The 16,606-nt window shown below is 66.9% G+C and carries 15 protein-coding genes; 7 read left to right on the top strand and 8 right to left on the bottom strand.

Going from position 1 to position 16,606, the window contains the following annotated elements:
* The first annotated feature begins 1 nt into the window (after position 1).
* On the top strand, positions 2 to 1,204 hold the full coding sequence (locus AC3B6C_RS10140) for an McrC family protein (RefSeq protein ID WP_455410512.1): 1,203 nt from the start codon (positions 2 to 4) through the stop codon (positions 1,202 to 1,204).
* 60 nt (positions 1,205 to 1,264) lie between these two features.
* Positions 1,265 to 2,410, top strand: a complete 1,146-nt coding sequence (locus AC3B6C_RS10135; RefSeq protein WP_455410513.1) for a hypothetical protein — start codon at positions 1,265 to 1,267, stop codon at positions 2,408 to 2,410.
* A 478-nt stretch (positions 2,411 to 2,888) separates the two neighbouring features.
* Here AC3B6C_RS10135 and AC3B6C_RS10130 read toward each other — a convergent pair whose 3' ends face one another.
* The 3 genes from AC3B6C_RS10130 to AC3B6C_RS10120 all read right to left on the bottom strand — a co-directional run bounded on the left by AC3B6C_RS10130 (position 2,889) and on the right by AC3B6C_RS10120 (position 6,737).
* On the bottom strand, positions 2,889 to 3,971 hold the full coding sequence (locus tag AC3B6C_RS10130; RefSeq protein WP_488375900.1) for a TadA family conjugal transfer-associated ATPase: 1,083 nt from the start codon (positions 3,969 to 3,971) through the stop codon (positions 2,889 to 2,891).
* Positions 3,968 to 5,029: a septum site-determining protein Ssd gene (gene ssd, locus AC3B6C_RS10125; protein ID WP_488375899.1), complete on the bottom strand. Its 1,062-nt coding sequence runs from the start codon at positions 5,027 to 5,029 to the stop codon at positions 3,968 to 3,970. The genes AC3B6C_RS10130 and ssd overlap by 4 nt, the downstream gene beginning before the upstream one ends.
* Positions 5,030 to 5,981: 952 nt before the next feature.
* Positions 5,982 to 6,737: a hypothetical protein gene (locus AC3B6C_RS10120; RefSeq protein WP_010844253.1), complete on the bottom strand. Its 756-nt coding sequence runs from the start codon at positions 6,735 to 6,737 to the stop codon at positions 5,982 to 5,984.
* A gap of 404 nt (positions 6,738 to 7,141) precedes the next feature.
* Between AC3B6C_RS10120 and acs the strand changes: the two genes are divergently transcribed.
* The 3 genes from acs to AC3B6C_RS10105 all read left to right on the top strand — a co-directional run bounded on the left by acs (position 7,142) and on the right by AC3B6C_RS10105 (position 10,833).
* Positions 7,142 to 9,082 (top strand): acetate--CoA ligase, encoded by a 1,941-nt coding sequence (gene acs, locus AC3B6C_RS10115; RefSeq protein ID WP_055476951.1) that lies wholly within the window; start codon positions 7,142 to 7,144, stop codon positions 9,080 to 9,082.
* A 176-nt stretch (positions 9,083 to 9,258) separates the two neighbouring features.
* Positions 9,259 to 9,765 carry a phage holin family protein gene (locus AC3B6C_RS10110; protein WP_014925140.1) on the top strand — a complete coding sequence of 169 codons (507 nt, stop codon included), beginning with the start codon at positions 9,259 to 9,261 and terminating at the stop codon, positions 9,763 to 9,765.
* 3 nt (positions 9,766 to 9,768) lie between these two features.
* Complete coding sequence (locus AC3B6C_RS10105) at positions 9,769 to 10,833, top strand: alpha/beta fold hydrolase (protein WP_488375898.1); 1,065 nt, start codon at positions 9,769 to 9,771, stop codon at positions 10,831 to 10,833.
* On the opposite strand, the gene AC3B6C_RS10100 is transcribed toward AC3B6C_RS10105, so the two are convergent.
* From AC3B6C_RS10100 to nth, 4 genes are read right to left on the bottom strand one after another with little or no spacing between them, the layout of a single operon-like run.
* Positions 10,748 to 11,941 (bottom strand): MarP family serine protease, encoded by a 1,194-nt coding sequence (locus AC3B6C_RS10100; protein ID WP_010844257.1) that lies wholly within the window; start codon positions 11,939 to 11,941, stop codon positions 10,748 to 10,750. The genes AC3B6C_RS10105 and AC3B6C_RS10100 overlap by 86 nt on opposite strands.
* Positions 11,938 to 12,774 carry an NUDIX hydrolase gene (locus AC3B6C_RS10095; RefSeq protein WP_488375897.1) on the bottom strand — a complete coding sequence of 279 codons (837 nt, stop codon included), beginning with the start codon at positions 12,772 to 12,774 and terminating at the stop codon, positions 11,938 to 11,940. The genes AC3B6C_RS10100 and AC3B6C_RS10095 overlap by 4 nt, the downstream gene beginning before the upstream one ends.
* Positions 12,771 to 13,502: a TlpA family protein disulfide reductase gene (locus AC3B6C_RS10090; protein ID WP_010844259.1), complete on the bottom strand. Its 732-nt coding sequence runs from the start codon at positions 13,500 to 13,502 to the stop codon at positions 12,771 to 12,773. The genes AC3B6C_RS10095 and AC3B6C_RS10090 overlap by 4 nt, the downstream gene beginning before the upstream one ends.
* Complete coding sequence (gene nth / locus AC3B6C_RS10085) at positions 13,499 to 14,188, bottom strand: endonuclease III (RefSeq protein ID WP_488376246.1); 690 nt, start codon at positions 14,186 to 14,188, stop codon at positions 13,499 to 13,501. Before nth ends, AC3B6C_RS10090 begins: the two co-directional genes overlap by 4 nt.
* Positions 14,189 to 14,520: 332 nt before the next feature.
* Here nth and AC3B6C_RS10080 point away from each other — a divergent pair, with 332 nt between their 5' ends.
* Both AC3B6C_RS10080 and AC3B6C_RS10075 read left to right on the top strand, forming a co-directional pair.
* Positions 14,521 to 14,784: a hypothetical protein gene (locus AC3B6C_RS10080; protein ID WP_014925136.1), complete on the top strand. Its 264-nt coding sequence runs from the start codon at positions 14,521 to 14,523 to the stop codon at positions 14,782 to 14,784.
* Positions 14,785 to 14,967: 183 nt separating this feature from the next.
* Positions 14,968 to 15,642 (top strand): Crp/Fnr family transcriptional regulator, encoded by a 675-nt coding sequence (locus tag AC3B6C_RS10075; RefSeq protein ID WP_004022089.1) that lies wholly within the window; start codon positions 14,968 to 14,970, stop codon positions 15,640 to 15,642.
* Positions 15,643 to 15,745: 103 nt separating this feature from the next.
* On the opposite strand, the gene AC3B6C_RS10070 is transcribed toward AC3B6C_RS10075, so the two are convergent.
* The gene (locus AC3B6C_RS10070; RefSeq protein WP_010844262.1) at positions 15,746 to 16,567 is read right to left on the bottom strand and encodes an MBL fold metallo-hydrolase; all 822 of its coding nucleotides are present in this window, start codon (positions 16,565 to 16,567) and stop codon (positions 15,746 to 15,748) included.
* Positions 16,568 to 16,606 lie beyond the last annotated feature (39 nt).

The following is a 16,606-nucleotide window of genomic DNA, read 5'->3' as shown; positions in this document are numbered from 1 at the left end:
AATGGCTGAAACACTTCACTTCACGGAGACCGACCCAGCCCAGGAGCACGAATTCTCTCGTGCGGAAATGCGGGCACTTCGCCGCGCCCGACACGGACTGCACGTGATAGAGGTGAGCGCAAGCGGAGCATCAGTTCTCGCGCGAGTCGGCCCCAAGACCGGGTACGCCGGGAGCGTCACGCTCCCCGGCGGCCGAGGAATCGTAGTGCAGCCAAAAGCTGCCATCAACAACCTGCCCGAGATGCTGGCGCTCGCGTACCGGACACTCGCCCCGCCGCCACCAGCTGGAATCACCAGCGTGACCGATACCTCCCCGTCTGACTGGCTCCTCATTCAGCTCGCGAGCGAGGTCAACACACTCATGGCCCGTGGATTGCGTCGAGGATACGTTGAACGGCGAGAGCAACTTCCGTTCGTACGCGGCCGCACACGGCCAATTACGAACCCAGCGAAGCTCCCCTTCCTAGATTGCGAGTACACCGACTTCGTGGTTGATACCCCGGAGAACCAGCTGCTCCGCGCGGCGCTGGATCTGCTCGCTCCGACTGTACGCAACCGCAACGTCCGGCGGATGTACGACGACGCCCTACACCACCTCAGCAATGTTCGCCCGACCAGATTGACTCTGACACAATTTGATCGGGTACAACTCACCAGATTGAACCAGCACTATCTGCCCAGCCTCCGGCTGGCGCGACTTGCCCTGGAAGGCGCCGGTGTCACCGACCTCGCAGGGTCTCTTACCGCGCCAGCATTCTTCGTACTCATGTGGAAAGTCTGGGAGAACACCATCGAATCTGCCCTTGCTGATGCCGGAATCACAGCACTCCGCTCGAAGCCTCGTTATCGAGAGGCGTTCGTACACAGCGGCGGGAAGCCCGACCTACCGATCACGATTGAACCCGATCTGACCATCGGTCCACGAACACACCCACGCTTGGCCATCGACCTGAAGTGGGGACCAGCCCTCATCAAGTCGCGTCACGGCAAGGTCGCCTTCAACAATGCTCATCTGTACCAAATCGGCACGTATGCAACAGCTCTCGGATGTGATGGCCTACTCCTGTATCCCCAGATGACCTCCCCGGTGGACGTAACGTACACATTCAACGGTCATGAGATTCACATACGAACGGTCGATCTGAACGTCCCGGACCTCTGTGAGCTTCGAGCCGAAGCCCAGAGAGTGGCCGACAGCCTGTGATTGACTGCGCTCAGGAAGACTCTCACCCGAACCCAGTCGGGCATGTGGAAGCATGGGGACATGGCATCGACCCGTGGTTCTGACGACGCTCCGGGCCTTCAGGAGTTCACGATCCATTCACTGAACAACTACTCCAACATCGCCTTTACCAGCCTCATCGACCGCTTCGACCTGCAATGCGATCAGGTGCAGACAATGCTCCGTCATGACCACAAGCTCCTGGTGGCGCAGCTGAAAGCTAAATCGATCGATTACGGCCAGCTGTCAAATGCGCTTGTGCCCAAGGCCGGACGCCACGAGGTTGCGTTCGTGTTCGATTCGATGCGATCTGAGCGAGCATCGTACGGATACGATTTCGCGCAGAGTTGGGTACCAGTGCTACGACAGTACGGCTCCGACAAGAGCGCCCTGAGAGCCGGTGACGTTGCTGGACTACCCGATCGATTCTTGTGGCAAGAGTTCGCGCATCGCCTGGTAGGTCCCGGCATTTGGCCTCGGCTACCTGCGAGTTGCTATTTCATCGTCTACATGACGAATCTGTCTGCAGCGCAGCGTACGAATATCGCTGCAGCACTGTTGAATGCATCCGGTGGATACCTCGGCTACGTTGACTGTTCTACATGGAGCCCACTCAAAGCGGGCCTGTACTTGCCGCAAGTGGGTCTACGTCTGCACGACGACATCATCTGTGATATGGATCTCGATGGCGACGTGAATCTATTTGGATATCCCTACGAGGCAAGTGGTTTCAGAGTCATTGGTATTGACGAGAGTCTGTACGGACCATTTCTCACGCACCGCCTTGACAATGGAATCCCGGAGTGGGCCGACGTCGATAGCTCGGTAGCGTTGAGCCTGCTTGGAGGCAAGCTTCAGCCAGCCACGACAACGCGGGTGGTGATCGACGAGCGGCGGATCACTTACCTCAACCGAGAACACCACAACTCACTGCGCACGGCGGGCCTCTCTGACCTGAATATCAACGCTTTGGCAGATGCCATCAAAGCGAAACTGACCAACGGAATCATCTACAACTTGCGATTCAGACTCGGCACACGCAACGACCAGCCCGCACCCGAGTTGGACGCGATGATGTATAGCGTCCAAGTCGAGTTTCCTGACGACGGTGGACTCGTTCGGCGGTATCAGGTCGGAATGAAGTACACCGCCGAAACGCACACAAGCGAGATGGTAACGTTCTACTAACTCCCCGAAGGTTTGATCATCTGAAAGTACCCCTGCTGCAACAGATACGAGATGCAAGTATCGGGCGACATCGCTATGCGTCTGCTCTCGGCGACCAGCTGTCGAGTCTTTCCCAACTCCCGAACGACGGGCGTTCCGCCGCTACTACGACGATACCGCCCGGTCCGACCGGATGGGACAGCACACTTTCGACCTCGAATTCGATCCCAGGTGCGTCACACGGAAATATCCAGGTGCCTTCTTCCAGCGCCGACCAGACATCGTTATCGTCCATCACCGGAGCCATGCTGGTCTCTACGACCGCCGTAGGACCTCCGTCGACGCGTCTCCAAATGCTGCTGCCGGGGCGTGGGGTGATCACCGTACCCGGCCGTTCTCGCGGGGTACGCCGGTGGCAGCCGCGCCGGACGTTCCGTGGCGTACGCCACACGCCCTGCCATCCGCAATCGGTAACAGTGGTCTCTGGAGGTGTACCCGGTTAGGCCGGCGGGGCGGCAGCAGGCCCATCGGTAACAATCAGTAACAGTAAACTCTCAACCCCAGATAACAACGCGGCACCCAGCTGACTGTGGAGCGCGTCGCGAGCCATACCTCCCAGTGCGGCAAGCGCTTCCATACGGGCCGGCACCTCCGACGTCGAGTTCGCGTGAACCGTCCCGGCGCTTCCGTCGTGCCCGGTGTTGAGCGCCGTCAGGAGGTCGATGACCTCACCACCGCGCACCTCCCCGACGATGATCCGGTCGGGTCTCATCCGAAGTGCCTGTCGGACCAGGGTCCGTACCGGGACCTCGCCCACACCCTCGACGTTCGACGCCCGCGCGACCAGCCGCACCACCTGCGGATGCCGCGGGGCGAGTTCGAGGGCGTCCTCGACGCAGACGACCCGCTCGCGCGGATCCATGGCACCGATCAGCGCGTTGAGCAGCGTCGTCTTCCCCGTTCCGGTGCCGCCGATCACGAGGAAGGCCACGCGCTTCCGGAGGATGTCGGCGATGACCGGCACGACCTCGGTCGGGATCGCGCCGCTGTCGACGAGGCTCGGCAGGTCCTTGGACGCCGACCGCAGGACCCGCAACGAGATACAGGTCCCATCCGCGGCAAGTGGCGGGATGATCGCGTGCAGCCGCACGGTGTACCCGCGGCGCCCCACGTTCGACAACTGCCCGTCCACCCAGGGCTGTGCGTCGTCGAGACGGCGCCCGGCGCCGAGTGCCAGCCGACCCGCGAGGCGTCGTACCGATGCCTCGTCCGGAAATCGGATGGTCGTCGACTCGAGTCCGGAACCGCGGTCGACCCACACCTCGTCGGGTCCGGACACCAGGATGTCGGCGATGTCGGGTTCGGCGAGGAGTTGCTCGAGCTTGCCCGCCCCGGTCAGCTCGGTCTGCAGGAATCGAAGTGCGGCGAGCAGGTCGGTGTCACCGAGCACTCCCCCGGCCTCCGCGCGGATCGCGTCGGCGATGACCGCCGGACTTGGGTCGGCCGCGTCGGCGGCCAGGCGCGAGCGGACCCGGTCCAGCAACGCCTCGTCGGCCTGGCCGTCCGTTCGGGAACGCGTCACGACGCGAGCCGTCCGCGCTCGGCGACCCTCGTGTACACCGTTCGTGCCGCACGACCGAGCGGACCGCGAGGTCGCAGCCGCAGCGGGCCGCCCTCCAACCGCACCGCCAGGCGGGGCTCCGGTCGATACGCGGCGAGCAGCGGCAGTCCGATCGCGTCGGCGACCTGCTGTGGGCGCAGACCGCCGGGCGAGGGGCCCCGCACCGCGAGCTCGACGGCCACCTCGTCGCCGACGACACGATCGACGATGCGCCGGGCCGCGGCGCATCCGCCGACGGTGGGAGTGGTCACCACGACCACGACGTCGGTGGACGCGATCGCCGCGCGCACCACCGGGTTGTCGCATCTGGGCAGGTCGAGCACGACGAGATCACCGTGGGTGTGGCCGGCATCGATGACCGCGGTGACCGCCTCGACACTCAACCCGGCAGCCGGGAGGCGCTGAGAGGTCAGCACCGCGAGACCGTCGCCCGCACTCGGCAGCGCCTGGTGCAGTGCCGTTCCGCCGACGACCCCACCGTCGAGCGAGAGATCCTGCCATCGCAGCCCTCGACGACGTTCGAGGCCGAGCAGGAGGTCGGCACCCGCGCCCATGTCGTCGAGGTCGAGCAGCAACGTGGGCGAGCCGGCGTCGGCCGATGCCAGCGCGACCGCGGCGGCCAGTGTCGAGGCCCCGGCACCGCCATGGGCCCCGATGACGGCGACGACGCCGGCAGGGCGGCGTCGCGGTACCCGGCACTCGGTCAGTACCCGGACGAGGCGTCCCTCCTCGGCCGGCAGCGTCGACGCGTCCTCGGCGCCCAGGTCCATCGCCATCCGCCACGTGTGCGCACCCGGTTCGGTTGCACTCACCAGCACCAGACCGGGCCGGCGGGGCGGGCGGACGCGGCTCAGGACAGCGATGGCGGGCGGGTCGACGACCACGGCGCGGGCCGTCAGCCATTCCCGCCGGCAGTCATCGGCGGGTGCCGTCTGTACGAGGTAGCCGGCCGCCGCGGCGCACCGCGCGACATCGTCGTGGAGGTCGGGATCTACGAGAACCAGGAGTTCGTCGGGCATGCGGACGATCATGCGGCCGGAGGAGCCCGTCGACCGGTGGGATTCCGGCGGTCTGGGGATGGGGCCGAAGCCTGTGGACAACGTGCCGCGCTCAGCGCGTTCCACGGGTAGAAAAGACCCCAGACAGAGGACAACCCCGGCCAGGGGGGGGAGGAGGCCGGGGTCGTCACGTTTCAGCCCCGGGGGGTCGGGCTGAAACGCACCGGTATGAGAACCGGGTAAGGATGACTATACACACGGATTCGGATTCTTTGCAAGCACAACAATCGCTTTCGCGAATGTCCGTTCTACTCCAGGGTAACAAGATGCGCGAATGGGCAATCCGAGTTGGGCGTTATCCGAGAAACGCGATTCCGGCGCGGAAAGTACGCAACGTCTTTGCAACGTTCCCTTTGACCACCCCGCGGGCCGGGATCGTGCGCGATCAGACCCCCATGCACCCATTCCTTCTCCGAACCCGCTGGGCAACAACATTTTTCACTGAAGCACGCAAGTTGTCCGACATTCCGACACTGAACGCTTGATGTGACCGGCATCACGGTGTAGAACAGTGGTTACGGAAACTCGGAAGGCCAAGTTCGATCCGGAAGAGAAGGAACGGACCCCCACGCCGAGCACTTCCCAGCACGGGCGGCAAGCACCCACGCGGAGCACGCCGCATATGGCAAAAGTGTTGTGCGCCTGCGACATCGCAGTCAGGACGACCGACCGCCACACTCGTTGCGCCATCGCCTTCCTCCCCTGAGGCGCCAGGCCCGGGAGGAACGGCACACAGCTGGCAGCACGTGGACGGTCCGCAATCCCGACTCGCGGTCAATCGCCGAGGCGGTAACCACAACCCACCAAGCACGCTTGGTAACTTGAGTCCGTGCTACGCGGGCGGCAACCGCGTCGTTTACGACGCCGGCGGCCGCCCGCAGCGCTGTCCGGGACAGATGCGCAACCCCGACCGCTATCCCGCCCGTGCCGCGTCGGCGATCGACTTCGCCTCCGCCGCACCGGCTTCCAGAGCCTCGCAGCAGAACACGATCCAGTCCCGCAGGCCGGCTTCGGTACCTGTCCCGAAGCTCGTCGCCAGCGTGCGATACTCGCCGACCCGCTTGAACCAGGTCACCTCCGGCACGCCGAGGCAGTGCGGGTCCAACCCGGTGGCGGCGGCGACGAGTCGAGACGCGGCGCGGGCGACGACGCCGTTGGCGGTCGGAAAGGCATTCATGGCCAGCAGCTCGCCGTGGACCACCGCGACGAGCACGGGCGCCGGAACCGACGTCGCCCCGGTTGTCAACTGCCCCAACAAATTGAGACGTTCGCCGACATCCGTCCCACTCCGTGGCCGCCCGAGCTCATCGGGGTCGTCGACGAGGTCGGCGGCGGCGAGAGTGTGCAGCCGCGCCAGAGCCTGGGCCGGCGCCCGCCGGATCACCGAGGTCATCGTGACCAGGGAGTCGCCGTCGAGTGCCTGCGACACCCGCATCGCGCCCGCGAGGATCGGGTCGTCGAAGTCGCCGTCACGCCGGAGCTCGACGCTTCCGCCGTCGATGGCGGCCGAGGAGCGACCGGCCCGCCACGAGGCCTCGGTGGCGGTCTTGTCCCATCCTCGCAGGTTGGCGGGGTGCCGGTGGACCGCGGAGAGGGCGTCACGCGCGCGATCGGCAGCCGAGGAGACGCCGGGTAGCTCCAGCAGGGGCAACAATGGGTCGGTGGTCACGAACCGACGATAGTTGCGTCGACGGCCGTCCCTTCCGGGACACCCTCGGTCTCGCGCGGTACGGCGGCGACAGAGGCCAGAGGCGCTTCCCCGTTCCCTCGAATCCGGAATTAATGAACCCTCATTGTTAGTCGCCGTTTCGAAATTCCGTGCGGCCTATTGTTCGTACCGCCGAGTCAGTCGCCCGGCTGAAACGAAGCGTCGCCGACTCCGGTCGCCGCCGACAGGCGTCCTACCGTTCGTCGTCACCCACCGGCCGTTCGTCGCGAATCGGTTGCGTTCGCATACGGGACGGTTCCTGGGTCGACGTCGACGTGACTACGCTCACACTGTTTCCCCGTACTGACGTCGGGTCACCTTACTGTTGAGTGACCGCCGTCGACAGCGAAAGGCCCTTCTCACCGATGTCCTCCACCGTCCAGGCATTCCCACCGTCCGACGAGTTCGCCGCCCAGGCCAACGGCACCGCCGAGATGTACGACCATGCTGATGCCGATCGCCTTGAGTTCTGGGCCGAACAGGCCCGGAGGCTGGACTGGGCCACCGACTTCACCACGACCCTCGACTGGTCCGGCGCCCCCTTCGCCAAATGGTTCGTCGGCGGCACCCTCAACGTCGCCGTCAACTGCGTGGACCGCCACGTCGCCGCAGGTAAGGGCGACCGAGTCGCCATCCACTGGGTCGGGGAACCCGGCGACACCCGGGACCTCACCTACAGCCAGCTGCTCGCCGAGGTCAGCAAGGCGGCCAACTACTTCTCGTCCATCGGACTCGTCGCGGGCGACCGCGTCGCCATCTACATGCCGATGGTCCCCGAGGCCCTGATCTCGATGCTCGCCTGCGCCCGCCTCGGACTCACCCACTCCGTGGTGTTCGCCGGCTTCTCCTCGGGAGCGTTGCGCTCGCGCGTCGACGACGCCGAGGCCAAGCTCGTGATCACCACCGACGGGCAGTACCGCCGCGGCCAGCCGGCACCGCTGAAGACCCAGGTCGACGAGGCACTCGGCACCGGCGACGACGCCGCGAAGTCGGTCGAGAAGGTTCTCGTGGTCCGTCGGACCAACCACGACCCCGACCTCAACTGGGTCGAAGGCCGCGACGTGTGGTGGGAGGACACCGTCGACGAGCAGTCCGACACCCACGAGGCCGAGGCGTTCGACGCCGAGCACCCGCTGTTCCTGCTCTACACCTCGGGCACCACCGGTAAGCCCAAGGGCATCGTCCACTCCTCGGGCGGCTACCTGACCCAGGTCAGCTACTCGTTCCACTACGTGTTCGACCACAAAGAAGGCCGGGACGTCTTCTGGTGCGGCGCCGACATCGGCTGGGTGACCGGCCACTCCTACCTCGTCTACGGCCCGCTCTCCAACGGCGCCACCGAAGTCGTCTACGAGGGAACCCCCAACTCCCCCAACGAACACCGCCACTTCGAGATCATCGAGAAGTACGGCGTCAGCATCTACTACATCGCCCCGACGCTGATCCGCACCTTCATGAAGTGGGGACGCGAGATCCCCGACGCCCACGACCTCTCCACCATCCGGCTGCTCGGCAGCGTCGGCGAACCGATCAACCCCGAAGCCTGGAAGTGGTACCGCGAGGTCATCGGCGGCAACTCCGCGCCGATCGTCGACACCTGGTGGCAGACCGAGACCGGCGCCATCATGATCTCGCCGCTGCCCGGGGTGACCGCGACCAAACCGGGCTCGGCGATGAAACCGCTGCCCGGCATCAGCGCCAACATCGTCGACGACCAGGGCAACCCCGTCGGCGCCGGCGAGCAGGGCTACCTCGTGCTCGACCAGCCGTGGCCGTCGATGCTGCGCGGCATCTGGGGCGACGAGGAGCGCTTCCGCGAAACCTACTGGTCGCGCTTCGCCGAGCAGGGCTGGTACTTCGCCGGCGACGGCGCCCGCTACGACGAGGACCACGCGCTCTGGGTCCTCGGACGCGTCGACGACGTCATGAACGTCTCCGGTCACCGCATCTCCACCGCCGAAGTCGAGTCGGCCCTCGTCGGCCACTCCGGTGTCGCCGAAGCCGCGGTCATCGGCGCCGCCGACGAGACCACCGGCCAGGGCATCGTCGCCTTCGTCATCCTGCGTGAAGGCGTGGAGAACACCGGAGACCAGCTGATCGCCGAACTGCGTCAGCAGGTGTCGGTGGAGATCTCGCCGATCGCCAAGCCCCGCGAGATCAACGTCGTGCCCGAACTGCCCAAGACGAGGTCGGGCAAGATCATGCGCCGCCTGCTCAAGGACGTCGCCGAGGGACGCGAACTCGGCGACACCTCCACCCTCGTCGACCCGTCGGTCTTCGAAGCCATCCGCGCGAAGAAGGCCTGATCCCGCCCGGACGACCGTCCCCTGCGGGGCTGTCCTGACCCGATGCGCCACCAGCGAACTCCCGCCGGTGGCGCATCGCACGTTCGGGCACTCCCCGACGCACCCATGGGTGGGCCGCCACGTCAGCGGCGCTCGCATGGCAACATATGGCCATCAGCCGAACAACGGAGGATTCTGTGAGCCCCAACGAGCACGGCCTGCCCGACGCGGGCCGAGACTCCGTCCCGTCGATCCCGCTCTCCGACGCCAATGCCGGCCGTAACGGTGAGCCGACGATCGGAAGCCTGGTCAAGGACGCGACCACCAGTGTCTCCACCCTGTTCCGATCCGAGGTCGCGCTCGCCAAGGCCGAACTCGTCACCGAGGCGAAGAAGGCCGGCGCGGGCACGGGGCTGCTGATCGTCGCCGGTGTGATGGCGCTGTACTCCAGCTTCTTCTTCTTTTTCTTCCTCGCCGAGTTGCTCGACGAGTGGGTCTGGCGCTGGCTGGCATTCCTCATCGTGTTCCTCATCCTGGTGACGGTCACCCTGATCGCGGCCTTTGTGGGCTATCTGTTCTTCAAACGGGTTCGGGGACCGAAGAAGACGATCGAATCGGTCAACGAACTGCCGACCGTCCTGCCGAACCGTCACGCAGAGCACGAGACCTCGCACCCGAGAATCCCGCCCGCCCGCGAAGGGTGATCCGTGAGCGAGGAGCCTGACCCCTCGAGCGTTCGACTCCCGGGCGACTGGGAGCATTTCGACGTCCGCGCCAACGGAGTCCGGTTCCACGCCGTTGCGCCCGCAGGCGTCCCCGCCGGCGACCGCCCGCTTGTGCTGCTGCTCCACGGCTTCGGCGAATTCTGGTGGAGCTGGCGACATCAGCTGACCGCGCTCACCGAGGCCGGCTTCCGCGCCGTCGCGGTCGACCTGCGCGGCTACGGCGACACCGACAAGCCCCCACGCGGCTACGACGGCTGGACCCTGGCCGGTGACACCAACGGACTCATCCGCGCGCTCGGGCACACCCGCGCCACCCTCATCGGGCATTCCGACGGCGGACTGGTCTGCTGGGCGACCGCCACACTGCACCCACGAGTCGTCGACCGGATCATCGTCATCGCGTCCCCACACCCCCGCGCCCTCCGCCGACGCGTACTGCGCGACAAGACCCAGCGGGCACGGTTCCTACCGCTGTTCCTGCGCAACCAGATCCCCCGGTTCGGCGAACGACAGATCACCCGCGACGACGCGGCCTTCGTGTCCGACTACTTCGCGGAACGGTCGTCGGCTTCCTGGCGAGCCCAGCCCGACTACGCGCACACCGTGGAACTCAACCGATCGGCCATGCTGATCCCCAACGTCGCCCACTGCAGCCTGGAGTACCGGCGCTGGGCGTTCCGTTCACAGTTCCGACCCGACGGCGCCCGCTTCATGGAACTCATGGATCAGCGGCTGCATCTCCCCGTGCTCGCCCTCCGCGGCCGCGACGACCCGTACATCCTCGACCACGCGATGGCCGACAGCCACCGGTGGGCGGCGCACCAGATGTACCGGCAGGTCGAGGACAGCGGTCACTTCGTCCATCAGGAACAACCGGCCGCGGTGACGGAGTACGTCCTCGAGTTCCTACGCCACGAGCCCGAACCGACCTCGGACGGCCCCCGCCGACCGGCCCGGAAAGTCAGGCGAGGACGCAGCGCTGTGTACTCACCCGTTCGCTTCGCCGCTCGGATTCGTCGAAGTCGGAGCGCACCTGACGGGCGGTGAGCACGAAACCGGTTTCATCGGCGGCGTTCTCGGCCGCCCCGAAGACCACTCCGAGCACCTCGCCGTCCGAGTTGAGCAGCGGCCCACCCGAATTGCCCTGCCGGATCAGGCCACGGACGGCATACACCTCGCGGGTCACCTGTCCGGTGCGGTAGATGTCGTCGCCGGTGTGCGAGAACGTCGCACGCACCCGCAGGGGGCTCACGTAGAAGGGGCCGGCCTCGGGGAAGCCGAGGGCGATCGCGTCGTCCCCGGTGGATGCGGGGCGTGAGGCGAACCGCAGGGCCGGCGCACGCAGGCCAGGGACGTCGAGCACCGCGATGTCATTCTCGCTGTCGAAGAGCACCACCCGCGCGGGGAGCTGTGCCCCGGTCGAGGTCTGCACCTCCAGCCGCTCGGTACCCGCGACCACGTGCGCGTTGGTCATCACACGCTCGGGAGAGACGACGAACCCGCTGCCCTCCAGCGCCTGCCGGCAGCTCGGCGCCACACCCTCGATCTTCACGACGCTGGGCCGGGCCTGCGTCACCACCGGCAGTTCGGCCAGCGCCTGATCGGGAGGGTCGACGTTCGTCGACGGAGTGCTGACGAACGGGAACTTCGGGAGCCCCGAACTGTCCAGGAGCGCCTTGAAGTCGTCCGGCAGGTCGTCGACCCACTGCGGCGACACCGTGTCGACGCCGGTGAGCACCTTGGAGTCACGCACCGCCCCGGCGATCGCCGGATCGGCCGACTCCCGCAGCGGGATCGCCAGCAGACCGGCGGCCAGCAACACCGCGACCACCTGCAGAAGCGAACCGACGCCGCTGTCGACAGCACGCAGCCCGGGCGACCGGATACCACCGCGTGCGGCACGTCCCAGGACCATGCCGGCCACCTCGCCCACGACGACGAGCACGACCAGAACCAGGATCCCGGCGAGCACCCGCACCTGCAGGTCGTCGAACTGTTCGATCAGGCGAGGCGCGAGCAACAGGCCGGCGACGGCACCCAGTGCGACGCCGATGAACGCCAGCGCCGAGGCGACCGCACCCGATCGGTACCCGCTGGCCGCGGCGAGCAGAGCGATGGCGATCACGATGACGTCGACCCAGGTCGAGCCGGTCATCGCGAACCTCCGGACTCGACATCGGTCGCGTCGACGACCTCCCGGTCGTCGTGGTGGAGTTCGGCGAACCCGGACTCCTGACGGCTGCCGGCGAGTTCGATCATCTTCTCCAGCGAACGCACGTCGTCGGAGTCCCACGGACGGTCCCAGCCGGACACCTCACTGATCGCGGCGACGAGCCCACCGGTGAATCCCCACACGAGCAGACGGTCGACGAAGAACGCCGGGCCCTTGTAGACGATGCCCACCGCCTTTCGCCGGACCTGGAACCGGTTGCCCGGGTCGAGCATCTCGCGCAGGTTGATCCGGTCCACCCGGGCGGTCTCTCCCTCGTCGACGACGCGCACCTCGCTCGGACGGTGCCAGTAGCCGATCACCGGGACGACGTCGAACCCCGAGACCCCGACCGGAAAGCTGGGGAGGGTCGCGAGGATGCTCACCCCGGATGCGTCGAGACCGGTCTCCTCGGCCGCCTCGCGAAGCGCTGTGCCCACCGGGAAGTCGTCGCCGGGATCGGCCGCGCCGCCGGGGAAGGCCACCTGACCACTGTGCTGGCGCAACGTCGGAGCACGCTCGGTCAGCAGCACCTCGGCGTCTGCGGGCAGACCACCCGGATGGTCGTCGGCCGCCTCCCAGGAGCCGGAGAACAGGATGAGTACCGCCGCCCCCCGCGACTTCGTCGGCAGCATCGACGCCCAGCGCGACCGGTCGCCGCCGCGACCGTCGACACTCCTCGCGACAGCGCTGACGTCGTCGGTGAGGGCTCGCAGCCAGGGCGGGATCTCATCGCGCGAGACCAGCGGCCCGGCGTCGGCAGAGCGACGCCCGCTCATATCCGCACGCCCAGGTGCTCAGCCACCGAGTCCGCGATCTCCTCCGGACTGTCGAAGACACCGGGATAGACCTCGGCCACCGAGCCGTCGGGTCTCAGGAACACGGTCGACGGGAACACCCGCGGCGCGCTGATGGCCGCGGCGACCTTCCCGTCGAGGTCGAGCACGGACGGCAAACGGACTCCGATCTCGGTGAGCAGCGTCAACGGGAAGAACGGATTGCTGCCGCCTTCCTTGGCGTGCAGGGCCAGCACGGTGACCCGGTCGCCGGCACGAGCGGCGAATTCCTCGAAGTAGGGCAACTCGGTCTTGCACGGACCACACCACTGCGCCCACACGTTGATCACCAGCGGGCGACCCGCCGTCGCCGCACCGAGGTCGTACGGCGCACCGGTGCCCAGACAGGGCTCGACGACGCCCGCGAGGACGGAATCGGGTGACTCCGGCAGACCCGTGACCGGGCAGTCCGGTAGAGCGGCGGCCTTCCGCGCCTCCGCCACGCGCGCCTCGTCGACCGGGGCGTCGATCGGGCGGGTCCCACTCGCCGACGGCGGCGCGCTCGACATCGGCGCCGGCTCGCCGCCGCGCGGCCAGATCGCCACGATCAGCGCGATCATCACGATCACGAACACGGCGCTCCACCGCGCGGCAGGCGGGAAACGGGAATCCTTCCGCGACGACGGACTCGCCTCGCTCCCGGCGGTCTCGGTGTCTGTGGTGTCGTTCACGGCGCGACGACCCCTGCCAACGCGAGAAGATGCTCGGTCTCCGGACCCTTCACCAGGGCGGCGGCCTCGGCCTTGTCGATCGGGCCGGTCCCCACCGACGGGCAGTCCTTGGCGAGGACGCACACACCGCAGGCCGGCTTGCGTGCGTGGCACACGCGGCGGCCGTGGAAGATCACCCGGTGCGACAGGTCCGTCCACTCGCGTCGCTCGATCAGCTCGCCGATGGCGTGTTCGACCTTCACCGGATCGGTCTCCTCGGTCCACTGCCAGCGCCGGACCAGGCGGCCGAAGTGGGTGTCGACGGTGATGCCGGGAACACCGAAGGCGTTGCCCAACACCACGTTCGCGGTCTTCCGTCCGAAACCGGGCAGAGACACCAGGTCCTTGAGGTTGTTCGGGACCTCCCCGTCGAACCTCTCGACGAGGGCCTGGCCGAGCCCGATGATCGAGTTCGCCTTGTTCCGGTAGAAGCCGGTCGGGCGGATCATCTCCTCGAGTTCGGTGCGGTCGGCACCGGCGTAGTCCGCGGCCGTCCGGTACCGGGCGAACAGCGCCGGGGTGGTCAGGTTGACGCGCACATCGGTGCACTGGGCCGACAGGATCGTCGCGACCGAGAGCTCGAGCGGATCGGTGAAGTCGAGTTCGCAGTACACGTGCGGGAAGGCGACCTTGAGGGTGCGATTCATCCGCCGCGCACGCCGGACCAATCCGAGATGGGTCTCCTGCTTGCGTGCCACGGCCGGTCCCGCGGTCGCAGTCTTGCGTGCGCTCACCTGATTCAGGTTAGCGATGTACTCCGCCAATCCCGATTCCACAGGCGCCCGACCCCGCGGCCCGACCGTGACAGCGCGGTCAGACTCCGCGTTTCCGCAGTTCAGAACGGCATCCATACCCTCCGGGAGGCCCCGCGAACGGCCACACCGCACAGCCGACCCACAACCTACGGTCAGGTAACAAGTCAGTGACGGCGGCCCTCCGGATGAGGATCCCGGCGGGTCCATTGTGTTTACTGGTCCCCATGCACGGTCTCGCGGCGCTGCTGTTCCCGGCTGTACTCATGCTTTTCGCCATGGGCATGGACAAGGTCCAGTCCCGGATCGACCGCTCGGCGGTCTCTCGCGACGAGGTCGAGGACTTTCTCGACTCGGCCGACGCCCAGAACGTCCAGACCCTCGCCCGCGAGGGGATGCCCGCGGCTCTCGACGAACTCCGCGACCGTCGCGTCACGCGTCACGAGTCGGCCGTCGCCGGCCACACCGAGTCGCCGCAACGGGCCAGCTGATCGGTCATTGCGGGTCAGCCGTCGTCTCGCCCCCGGACATCGCGTCGGCAGCTCGACGATCGGACACACGCGCAATGAGCTTCCAGTGACCCATCCAACACATATGCTTGTGCGCGGGGTAGCGTGTCCAAGGGCGCGATCTGACGCGTGGCTGTAGCAAAGATTTCGAGAAAGGTTCCCTAGGTGGAAGAAGTACTGGCGCGGGCGGGCATATTTCAAGGCGTCGAGCCTTCCGCCGTGGCGGCGCTGACCAAGCAGCTTCAGCCCGTCGACTTCCCTCGCGGACACGTGATCTTCCACGAAGGCGAACCGGGCGATCGGCTCTACATCATCATGTCCGGCAAGGTGAAAGTCGGCCGTCGCTCCCCCGATGGACGCGAGAACCTGCTGACGATCATGGGACCGTCCGACATGTTCGGCGAGCTCTCCATCTTCGATCCCGGTCCGCGTACATCGTCCGCGACGACCGTCACCGAGGTGCGAGCGGTGTCGATGGACCGCGACGCGCTGAAGGCCTGGATCAAGGACCGCCCGGAGATCGCCGAGCAGTTGCTGCGCGTGCTGGCACGTCGCCTGCGCCGCACCAACAACAACCTCGCGGACCTCATCTTCACCGACGTCCCCGGTCGTGTCGCCAAGCAGCTCCTGCAGCTCGCACAGCGCTTCGGAACCCAGGAGGGCGGCGCCTTGCGCGTCACCCACGACCTGACCCAGGAAGAGATCGCACAGCTGGTCGGGGCGTCGCGCGAGACCGTCAACAAGGCCCTCGCCGACTTCGCCCAGCGCGGATGGCTGCGCCTCGAGGGCAAGAGCGTCCTCATCGCCGACTCCGAGCGTCTGGCGCGCCGCGCACGCTGACAGCTGCGCCCGCTCCTCAGGGGACAGGTAGACAGCGCGCTCCTGAGGGACCAGGCACAACACGAAGGCCGCCCGCTCCGATGAGCCGGCGGCCTTCGTCGTGTCAGGCCTCTCGCAGATACTCCAACTGCGCCTTCACCGACATCCGCGCGGCGGGCCACAGCTTCTTGTCGACGTCGGAGTACACCTTGCGCACCACCTTCATCGGCTTCGCTTCGCGGGCCGACACCCCCATCGAGTCGAGGGCCGCGACGATCTGGTCGATCCGTTCCTCACGGTGAGCTTTGTAGTACCGCGCGACCGGTCCCAGGTCGGGATGGTCCGGGCCGTGCGCCGGGAGAAGCGACGCCCCTTCACCTTCGACGATGAGGCGGTTCAGCGAGTTCAGGTAGTCGCGCAACCCACCGTCGGCGGGATCGAGCACGGTCGTACCACTCCCGAGGATCGTGTCTCCGGTCAGGACCGCGCGCTGCCCGTCGTGTTCGACGAGGAAGCTGACGGAGTCTCCCGTGTGCCCAGGCGTCAACAGCACCGTGATCCGTAGGCCCGCGGCCTCGATCACCTCACGATCCCGGAGCGGAGCGCCTCTGCGACAGTACTTCTCGAGGCGAGCACGCACCGGAGCGCCGGTGCGCCGGTGCAGGCGCGACACCCCGCCGGTGTGGTCGTGGTGGCGGTGCGTCACCAACACCAGTGCGACCCCGGGTAGTTCGGCCAGGCGCCGGGCATGATGCTTGTACTTCGGCGGCCCCGGGTCGACGACCACGCATTCATCGCTGCCGGGCGCGCGCAGCACATAGGTGTTCGTGCCGTCGAGTTCCATCATCCCGGAGTTGTCGCACAACAGGACCGATGCGAACGGGGTCACCTCCCGGAGCACCCCGTAGGCCGGGTGTGTCGGTGCGGCGTCATTCGGTGAGCTCATGGTCTCCGAGCCTATCCACTCGGCGTGGTCGCCCGGGTG

This window comes from Gordonia sp. 11cp, from assembly GCF_057767225.1.
This window is presented reverse-complemented; position numbering and strand designations above follow the sequence as displayed.